At 42.1% G+C, this 9,352-nt stretch carries 10 protein-coding genes; 5 read left to right on the top strand and 5 right to left on the bottom strand.

The genetic code is table 11. The features are described from left to right. Positions 1-20 precede the first annotated feature (20 nt). The 5 genes from PGQ38_RS13910 to PGQ38_RS13890 all read right to left on the bottom strand — a co-directional run bounded on the left by PGQ38_RS13910 (position 21) and on the right by PGQ38_RS13890 (position 5,526). On the bottom strand, positions 21-755 hold the full coding sequence (locus PGQ38_RS13910) for a MerR family transcriptional regulator (RefSeq protein ID WP_004612415.1): 735 nt from the start codon (positions 753-755) through the stop codon (positions 21-23). A gap of 400 nt (positions 756-1,155) precedes the next feature. Next, the gene (gene tet(40) / locus PGQ38_RS13905; RefSeq protein WP_118237227.1) at positions 1,156-2,376 is read right to left on the bottom strand and encodes a tetracycline efflux MFS transporter Tet(40); all 1,221 of its coding nucleotides are present in this window, start codon (positions 2,374-2,376) and stop codon (positions 1,156-1,158) included. A gap of 69 nt (positions 2,377-2,445) precedes the next feature. Beyond that, the gene (tet(O), locus tag PGQ38_RS13900; protein WP_118772847.1) at positions 2,446-4,365 is read right to left on the bottom strand and encodes a tetracycline resistance ribosomal protection protein Tet(O); all 1,920 of its coding nucleotides are present in this window, start codon (positions 4,363-4,365) and stop codon (positions 2,446-2,448) included. A 366-nt stretch (positions 4,366-4,731) separates the two neighbouring features. Then, a complete protein-coding gene (locus tag PGQ38_RS13895; protein ID WP_035102904.1) occupies positions 4,732-5,082 on the bottom strand; it encodes a TnpV protein in 351 nt (116 codons plus the stop codon). A gap of 18 nt (positions 5,083-5,100) precedes the next feature. Then, on the bottom strand, positions 5,101-5,526 hold the full coding sequence (locus PGQ38_RS13890) for a GNAT family N-acetyltransferase (RefSeq protein ID WP_161144436.1): 426 nt from the start codon (positions 5,524-5,526) through the stop codon (positions 5,101-5,103). Positions 5,527-5,907: 381 nt separating this feature from the next. Between PGQ38_RS13890 and PGQ38_RS13885 the strand changes: the two genes are divergently transcribed. Genes PGQ38_RS13885 through PGQ38_RS13865 form a run of 5 tightly spaced genes read left to right on the top strand, consistent with a single transcriptional unit; the run spans position 5,908 to position 9,350 of the window. Then, positions 5,908-6,294 carry a plasmid mobilization protein gene (locus tag PGQ38_RS13885; protein WP_117698773.1) on the top strand — a complete coding sequence of 129 codons (387 nt, stop codon included), beginning with the start codon at positions 5,908-5,910 and terminating at the stop codon, positions 6,292-6,294. Further along, positions 6,272-7,825, top strand: a complete 1,554-nt coding sequence (locus PGQ38_RS13880; protein WP_270432171.1) for a relaxase/mobilization nuclease domain-containing protein — start codon at positions 6,272-6,274, stop codon at positions 7,823-7,825. The genes PGQ38_RS13885 and PGQ38_RS13880 overlap by 23 nt, the downstream gene beginning before the upstream one ends. A gap of 29 nt (positions 7,826-7,854) precedes the next feature. Next, positions 7,855-8,181 (top strand): hypothetical protein, encoded by a 327-nt coding sequence (locus PGQ38_RS13875; RefSeq protein ID WP_003864545.1) that lies wholly within the window; start codon positions 7,855-7,857, stop codon positions 8,179-8,181. Further along, positions 8,168-8,947 (top strand): FAD-dependent thymidylate synthase, encoded by a 780-nt coding sequence (locus PGQ38_RS13870; protein ID WP_117698771.1) that lies wholly within the window; start codon positions 8,168-8,170, stop codon positions 8,945-8,947. The genes PGQ38_RS13875 and PGQ38_RS13870 overlap by 14 nt, the downstream gene beginning before the upstream one ends. After that, a complete protein-coding gene (locus tag PGQ38_RS13865) occupies positions 8,937-9,350 on the top strand; it encodes a dUTP diphosphatase (protein ID WP_330674509.1) in 414 nt (137 codons plus the stop codon). Before PGQ38_RS13870 ends, PGQ38_RS13865 begins: the two co-directional genes overlap by 11 nt. The last annotated feature ends 2 nt before the right edge of the window (positions 9,351-9,352 follow it).

Here is a 9,352-nt window from a genome sequence, read left to right as displayed (position 1 = left end):
CGATTTTGTTCAACTTGAATTTACCTTCTGCTCATATAAAATATATCAATAGCTTTACTTGCAAACTCTGCTGTGCCAACTCCTCCAACATCATCAATATTTTCCGTAAGTTCTCCTCCACCGGCATACATTCTTCCAAGACCGCATAAAATCTTATCAGAACATGTATAAAAATGATCTGTAATGTAATCCTGAAGTTTCCTTACCTGCAACTGCACCTGTTCATCTTCTGGATCCATTTCTTTCATTTGTCCGAATTCAACAAATAATTGCATAAACTCATTTGCAACAGTAGCTTCATCGTCTTTCGTCCAGTTCTTTGTTTTCTCTTCAAACTCCTTATACTCAGAGGTTTGTCCCCATTGTTCTTTTGCTCGTTTAGAATACTCATCAATCTTTGTTGTATCAAATACTTTAAAATCCATATATTTCACTCCTATTCCTTTTATTCCTCGAGCGAAACTAATAAGATTTTCAAGATGCTCTTTTTTCATAGTTAGCAATTCAATCTGCTGCTCTAATGCTTTGTTCCTGTCAAAGTTAGGGGCATCAATTATCTTTTTAATCTCCTTAAGCGGAAATTCCAATTCTTTAAACAGTAAAATTTGTTGCAGCCTTTCCAAGGATGTATCGTCATACAACCTATAACCTGACTCTGTATATTCAATAGGTTTTAAGAGACCAATGGTATCATAATACTGCAGAGTGCGTATACTCACTCCTGTTAATTTACTTACCTCATTCACTGTCATCATTGTCATTTCCTCCTCTCGATAAACATATCGTAAACTATTACGTTGCGTAGGAGTCAATAGTTTTTCAAAGAAATTTTCAAAATTAACAGCTTGATAAATCCCGATTTCTCAGTTTCAAAAACTGGAATTGGTCATTCTTCTTTTTCTTCAGGAGTATCTTCATTTGGCTTGGAACTGATTTTTGAAACAATAATACCTGTGCAAGTAACAACTACCACACAAAGATACATTCCTATTCCTAATGCTCATGTACGGTAAAGTATCACAAGAAAATTATGTCGAATTGACAGCCGCCTCCGCTATACCGAATAAGGAAATAAAGAGTCCTCAAATTTTGCGCTACTAAATGAAGACGAGCGGAAGTAATCTCCCGCTCGTCAGTAAACTTAACTATGCCATATCAATCCCGCTTCTTTCCCGCCACCGGCACTAAGAACAGCGCGGGCAACAGCAGGAAAGCGGTACAGACCAGCCCCCAGGGTATGGACACCTGCTGGGCTACCAGCCCCACAATAGGCCCGCCGATGATCTGCCCGAAAGAGTCCAGCTGTCCGCTGGTGGAAAAGACTGTGGCGCGCATTTTCTCATCCACATGGTCGTTCATCCAGGCGGCCAGCACAGGCTCCTTGATGGTGCGCATAAGCCCCGCCAGCAGGAACACCAACAACATGAACCAAAAGCTCCGCCCCACCGCGAAGAGAACCAGGAACAGGATATACCCGGCGCTGGTGGACATGACCACACTGGTTCGGCTGACAGTCCCTTTTTTCTCCATGCGGGCGATGAGCAACTGAGAAGCCAGAATACCTAAGCCGTTGCCGATAAGACTGATAACACCGAACCAAGTGACGCTGTTCAGCGGCCCGATAACGGGTATTACCGTGTCATCCAGAAAATGAGCGGTGGAGAGCCGGTCAAAGCCTTCACTGGCAAGTCCCCCGCATAGTGTGATTGCTAAGAGCGCCAGCAACACAGGTGCGCCTTTCACAAAGCCCAGGTTGAGCTTGAACAGGCAGACAAAGTCTTTAAGCAAGCCCTGCCGTTCCTCAATAGCAGGGGAGAAGTTGGTTTCTGGCATGATGCGAACCATCACCAGCCCCAACAACAAGCACAAACTGCCCCCCAAGATGACAGGCATTTGCAGGTTTATGTTTCCCAGCAGTGTGCCCAGCACCACGCCCAGAACGCCGCCGATTTGCCCCATTTGACTGCCCCGCAGGAACACCTTGTCTATGGGTTTGTCCTCTTCCTCCGAGGCAATCCACGCCTCCAGAGCGCCGGTGATGAAGGTATCACCGCAACCCCAGACAACCTGGGCCAGCAGAACCGGCGCGAACCACGGTAGCGCACCCTCCATCAGAAAGCCCAGGCCGTAGAGGAACATTCCAATCAGCACCGAGCGCCGACGGCTATACAAATCCGCCACCACACCGGTGGGCATCTCGAACAGAAAGCAGGAGGTCTCCTGAACCGTCCCTACCAGGACAAGCTGGAAAGCATCCAGCTGCACCACCTCCAGGTGGTACACGATGGAAAGCACTGTGGACATAGAAACCGCCAGGGAACAGACAAATCGGAACAGCAGGTAGACAGAATATGCCTTTGAATTTTTAGCAAACATGAAGTTACATTTCATCATAATTAGTCTCTAATCCTTTCAAATCTCATTTTATATGACTTTTGCAAGCTGTTAAGCTAACTTGTGGAACATATGCCGAACCTTATCTATACGGCTATTCGGGCGGCGGGGTTGGCAAATAAATTTACCAATAGCTGGCTGGTATCCTTTTAACTCTGTCAAGCAGACTCCCTGCCCATTTGTGAAATAAGTTAAATCGTTCCTGTATTCTTGAATACATCTAGCAGGGATTTCTCCTTTCAGAATGACCTCGTCATTCTTTATCTGAGTACTTACAATATCTGCACAATACCTTGGAGCATCATGATACGCCCGTGAGAGATATTCCTGCGGTGCATAAATTTCAAAGTGGAGATATGGCTCTAATAGTTCTGTCCCTGCTTTTTTTAAAGCCTGCTCCAATACGATAGGGGAAAGCAGCCGAAAGTCTGCGGGGGTACTTACAGGACTATAATACAATCCATATTCAAAACAGATTTTACAGTCTGTCACTTTCCATCCATACAGCCCCTGCTCGCAGCCATAAAGAACCCCCTCCATAACCGCATTTTGGAACGATTGATTTAAATATCCAAGTGAAACTCTGCTTTCATACTGCACTCCGCTTCCAATAGGGAGCGGCTCTATGGACAACCCGACAGAAGCCCAGAAAGGATTTGGCGGGACTTCTATGTGGATGGTATATTCTGCTTTTCTAAGCGGTCTTTCCATATATATAACAGTAGGCTCTTTTATTTCTGCCTCCACATGATATTTTTCCTCAAGGATGGCACAAATGACTTCCATCTGCACTTTCCCCAAAAAAGAAAGTATAATCTCATGCGTTGTAGTATCCACATAATATTTTAAAAGAGGGTCGCCATCTGAAATTTCTGTAAGTGCCCCAAGCAATATTTCCCGCTGTTCAGATTTCTTTGCTGCAATCGTTGTTTGGAGCATAGGGAGAGGATTTTCAATAAATGTTCTCTGCGGCAACAGCATTTCGTTCCCCAAAATACTGTTTAGCTGCAAAACATCATTTGGTAAAATTACAATATCACCAGAGCAGGCTATATCGGATGAACATAATTCCCCGTTTATCGGAACACACATCTCTGTGATTTTTATTTTCTCTTTTTCAGATATTCTAATAACATCCCTCAAATGCAATGTTCCGCTATATATACGCACATAAACAAAACGCCGCCTTTTCTCTGAATATTCAATCTTAAAAACCTGCCCGCATAGTTCAGATTGACCTTCAGGCGTTGATGAATAAAACTTACTGGCAATCACTTCTATAAGCTTCCGAATCCCCAGATTGTTTTTAGCGCTTCCGTGATAAACGGGAAATAACGTTCCGTTTTGGAATCTCCTGTTTTCTTCCTGTTCCAGTTCTGACATTTTAAACGGTTTCCCTGACATATATTTCTCTAATAGTTCATCGTTTCCCATAATTACCGCATCCCACTGTTCCATATCGTCATTGTCCGTTACATTTATATGGGGATGCTGCCCAACCTTTTGCTTCACTATAATTTCCGAAGAAAGCTTTGCTTTCATTTCTTGATATACCATTGGCAAATCAATCCCCTCTTGGTCAATTTTATTGATGAAAAAAATTGTCGGAATCTTCATTGTCTGTAGTGCATGAAACAGTATACGGGTCTGTGCCTGTATGCCATCCTTTGCAGAAACTAATAATACTGCTCCGTCTAATACGGATAAAGAACGGTATACTTCCGCCAAAAAATCCATATGGCCTGGCGTATCTATAATGTTGACTTTTACATCCTCCCACTGAAAAGATGTCACTGCTGTCTGGATAGTGATTCCCCTTTGACGCTCCAAATTCATTGTATCTGTCCTTGTTGTGCCTTCATCTACGCTCCCTAGTTCTGCAATTGCACCACTGGTATACAATAAACTTTCCGTTAATGTTGTCTTTCCTGCGTCAACGTGAGCCAGAATGCCTAAGTTAATTATTTTCATGTGATTTTCCTCCTATCAACACCCAAAAAAGGGCATAAAAATACCCAGTGATAAATACTCCTATCACTGGGTAAATAACTCCAATAGCCCCAAAACACTTATATGTTTTCGGGCATATAAAATTACATGATAAAAGTATTCTTAAACTGGGTACAAAAAACTAAGCCCCATATTAAAAGTGAAACGGGACTGCTACTTTTTGTTCCCACTATCAAATTGACAGTTTATTTAAGAATACCTTGCCGCATATTTATTAACTCCTTGTATAATACTGAATCTAATTATATTCCTTAACCCTTTATTTGTCAAGCTGACAAACTAAAGCAGAAAAAGCGGCAGGATTTCCCCCTGCCACTAATCATCTGTTTATGCAAAAATAATTTCCTTTTCCACAATCTCCCTCGCACAAGCCCTTATGTTATTGAGGCATCCTGTCCATTCTAAGGCGTTTTCTGCCTTTAGCTGTTCCGTTATGCCCTGTGCCTGTTTCATACCCTCTATGAGCCTTTCAAAGCGTTCCTGTGCCTGTCTGTTGATGTCGGCAAGGTAGGCGTTTAGCCTGCCGCTTGTAAGAAGATTGGTGTATGTAACTTTACGGTACTGTTTTAGATAATCTAAATGCCGTTGCCCCCAGATGCCTATTGCCTGTTCTTCTTCGGCGGGTACAGTTAAGCACGGTATCAAATAATCCCCTTGCCTTTCGTATTTGCCGCCCAGTTCCTCAAATCCCGATTTCTATTTTCGTTTCCATAGCATAGTGTACTCTTTTTCACCAGTAGCTTCATCCAAGCCTTCACATTGAATAATGAACGCTTCTCTTTGGTAAAAAGAAATTGCTCTGGCATTCTTCTGGTATACATTTAATCGTAAGCTAACTTTTTTATCCTTAACATAATCTAATAAAAGCTTACCTATGCCACATGACTGCATTTCATCGGAGACAAAAATACCTTCTATATATTTATCATTTAGTCCTACAAATCCTTGTGTCATTTTATCTGCTTCAAACACATAAACTTCGTATTGTGACATCATTTCTTTTACTAATTCATAATTACTTTTCCAGTATTGATTGGAAATAAAATAATGTGCTTTCAGATTTGTCTTTAACCATATGTCAGCAACTCTATCGATATCTCCGTTCAGCAACTTTCTAATCATAACAAATTTCTCCACAACTACATTCTTTATGCTTTTCTCTTTTTTTCATTCTATCACAAGCTCACCATTAATCATCATTTTTTTGATATTTTTTCTTTTCCCCCACTGTAAAACAGCCTCTGAGCGTTTCGTTATATAGAAGGGTACACATACAGAGCAAGATCCACCCGTGTTTAACAGTATTGCCGCTTGGCATCCTGTTCTCCTATGGGTTTTATCTTGATGGGGATCTCCCCATACCCTCTTCATAACAGACGTTTCACTTGTCTGTTGGTTCCACCTAAAGGTGTTCACAGCACTATTTCTAATATCGGAAGGGACAGCCGATATTGAAATACGTGGACTCCCAGTGGGAGGAATAGTAGCAACGGAAGGAGGAGTATGAGAACAAAAAACAAAGATAAAGAACTAAATCACAGACATTTTGTTGCAGTACGACTGACAGATGTCGAACTCAATTTGCTGGATCAAGGAGCTACTTGTTTTTCAATCTCACGATCTGAATATCTGAGAAAACTTCTGCTTGAGAAGCAAATCAATCATCAGATTGAAGTTGTTGCAGACATGAACGATCTCAGAAAACTGGTCAGTGAATATGGAAAGATTGGATCGAATCTCAATCAGATCGCCAAGCATTTTAACAGTGGTGGCAGTCAGTCACGTGCTATAGAAAACGAAATCCATCAGTGTATCACGGACTTATTCCTATTGAGAAAAGAGGTACTGAAACTGGCAGGTGGTATGAATGGCAATCGTAAAACACATTAAAAGCAGAAATGCAAATTACTCGGCTGCTATCAATTATCTTCTGTTTGAACATGATGAAAAAACCGGGAAAAAGATTGTAAATGAATCCGGACGAAGCATCCTGCGAAAAGAGTTTTATATGGATGGACTGAACTGTGATCCGATGTCTTTTGACAAAGAATGCGAACTGACAAATGCTCATTTTCATAAGAATAAGAAACGTGAAGACATCAAAAGTCATCACTACATTATCAGCTACGATCCAGCCGATGTTACAGAAAACGGTCTTACCGGAAAGAGAGCACAGGCAATCAGTTTGGAACTTGCAAAGCAGATGTTTCCCGGATATCAGGCACTGGTAGTTACTCACACCGATGGCCACAATGAATCCGGAAATATCCATACTCACATCGTTATCAACAGTGTGCGAAAGACTGCAGTGGAAAGGCAGCCATATATGGATAAACCACATGAGGAAGCCGCCGGTTACAAGCATCGTTCCACTGATAAATTCATGAGCACTTTTAAGAAAACTGTCATGGATCGGTGCCAACAGGAAGGACTTCACCAGATAGATCTTCTTGCTCCGGCTGAAAGAAAAATCACGCAGAAAGAGTATCAGGCACAGAAACACGGCCAACAAAAACTTAATGAGATCAATCAGAAAATCATCGAAGATGGTCTCAAACCAACCTCCACCGTGTTCCTTACACAGAAAGAATATTTACGAAATGCGATTGATGAATGTGCTGCCACATCCAATAGTTTTGATGAATTCCAATCTAAACTTCTGGAACAATTTCAGATCTCTGTGATTGATCATCGGGGCAGATACAGCTATCTTCATCCTGATCGACAGAAGCGGATTACTGAACGTGCACTGGGAACACGATATGGAAAAGAATACCTGGAACAGACCTTCTTACGCAAGGATCCATTGACCATTCTCTACATCAGATCTCACCTGCGCCTGGTTGTAAATCTCCAGACAAATGTGAAAGCAATGCAGAGCCCGGCTTATGCTCATCGGGTAAAACTTTCTAACCTGCAGCAAATGGCAAATACCATTATCTATGTGCAGGAACATGGATTTGATACGCAGTCAGATCTGAAAAACACACTGCTTGCCTCAAAGCAGGAACTAAAAGAAATGCAGACACAGGTTGCTCAGCATCGTTCCGGTCTAAGGATCCTCAACAATCAGATCCGTTATACCGGACAGTACTATGCAAATAAGGAAGTTTATTCCCAGTTTTCAAAAGCAAAGTACAAAGGAAAGTACCGGAAAGAACATGCGAAGGAAATTCAGAAATATGAAGAAGCCAGAGATTGGCTGAGATCCTTTTATCAGGATGGAAAGATGACAAGCCTAAAAACCTTGACTTTACAAAAAGAAAAACTGCAACAGCAGATAGCTTCCGAAGAAGAAGCAATAAGCAGCTTGAAAGAAAAATTAAAAGATTTGGATACTGCCGATCAGAATGTTGATTTCATTCTTCAGATGCAGATTCCGGAACCAGTAAGATCAAAAACCAAGGATCTCGAAAGATAACCATCACAAAACAAAGGAGGAACTATCACATGACACAAGAAGAATTTAATATTGTATTTGAACTTCAGATGAGAAAGTGTGCCGATATTCTGGCACATAAAAAGAAAGAATATACCGGTGACAATATTGACCGCCTCAGTGCATTCAAGATTGCTGCCGCTTTACAAAACTGCGATCCAAAAGCAGCACTGGCCGGTATGATGTCGAAACATGTCGTATCCCTTTACGATATGTGTTATTCCACTCTGTTACATTTTGACATGGAACAGTGGGATGAAAAAATCACAGACTGCATCAATTATCTGATCCTTTTAAAAGCTCTGGTAAAGGAGGAACAGGCCTATGGATCACATTGAAACAGCTATCTTAAACTGCTATGGAATCCGGGAAGCAGAACAGAATATGGTCTTTGCTGCCAGACTCACACAACACGGTCATACGATCCAGAACATGGCAGATCTGATGGATCTTTACCGTCAATCCTACAGTCAGAAGACTGTAGAAAACATTGCAGGGCTTCCGCATCCAACCGTGCAGAAATTCATGGTCATTACCGTAGCTGTTGTTGGTGCAAGCAGACGCTTCCTGGCACAAATCACAAGACATCAGAACGAAGTAAAGTACATGAGTGCATCTCTGCAGTACAGCAATTATTCCGGTCATGCTGCATTTGCTATTCCATATGGAATCATGAAAGCAGATAAAGAAATCCAGGATATTTACAAGAAAAGCTGTCAGTCAGATCTGGATCATTATGCAGAGCTTTGTGCCTTAGGCATTGATCATGATTCAGCCGGATATGCCACACCTCAGGGACTTCGAAACGTACTGATCATCAGCGCGACACCTTACCAGTGGAAGCATATGATTGGCCAAAGAACCTGCCGAAGAAATACGGATGAAACAAGGATTGTGATGCTACAGATCTGGCAAAGATTGTACAAATTAAGCCCGATTCTTTTTGCACCGGATCTGACCGGTTCATTCTGTCAGAGAGGAAGCTGTATGGAAAAACAGATGTCCTGCCAGAATCCTATTTCAAAACTTTGGACTCCTGCTGATATCTTAAAAGAAGATTATCCATTGCTCATCAGGAAGGAGGTGAGCAGCCATAAAGATTAAACTGATTGACTTTGGTCTGAAAGCAAATCATCATCCATTCCGGCCACATGAAAATGATGCCGGTGCTGATGTATTCATGCCTTATGATTGCTCATTACAACCAGGCGAGGTTGCTAGGATTCCACTTGGATTCGGTCTCATCATCCCGGATGGATTTGCCGGATATGTCTTTCCTCGAAGCAGCATGGCAGCAAAAGGACTGGTATGCGAACTTCCACCGATTGACTCCGGTTACCGTGGTGAGATCCATGCCATTATCAGCAACGTGAGCACATCTTCTCAGATCATTCATAAAGACACACGCGTCGGTCAGCTGGTGATCACACCGGTTGTGATCGCAGACTTTGTCCTGGATCTCGGTGAAGAACGAGGAACTGGGGCTTTTGGAAGCACAGGAGAATAATA

The sequence above is a fragment of the Blautia faecis genome, assembly GCF_027662325.1.
Lineage (GTDB): Bacteria > Bacillota > Clostridia > Lachnospirales > Lachnospiraceae > Blautia_A > Blautia_A faecis.
The sequence above is the reverse complement of the archived record's forward strand: the minus strand, read 5'-3'. Positions and strand labels throughout refer to the sequence as shown.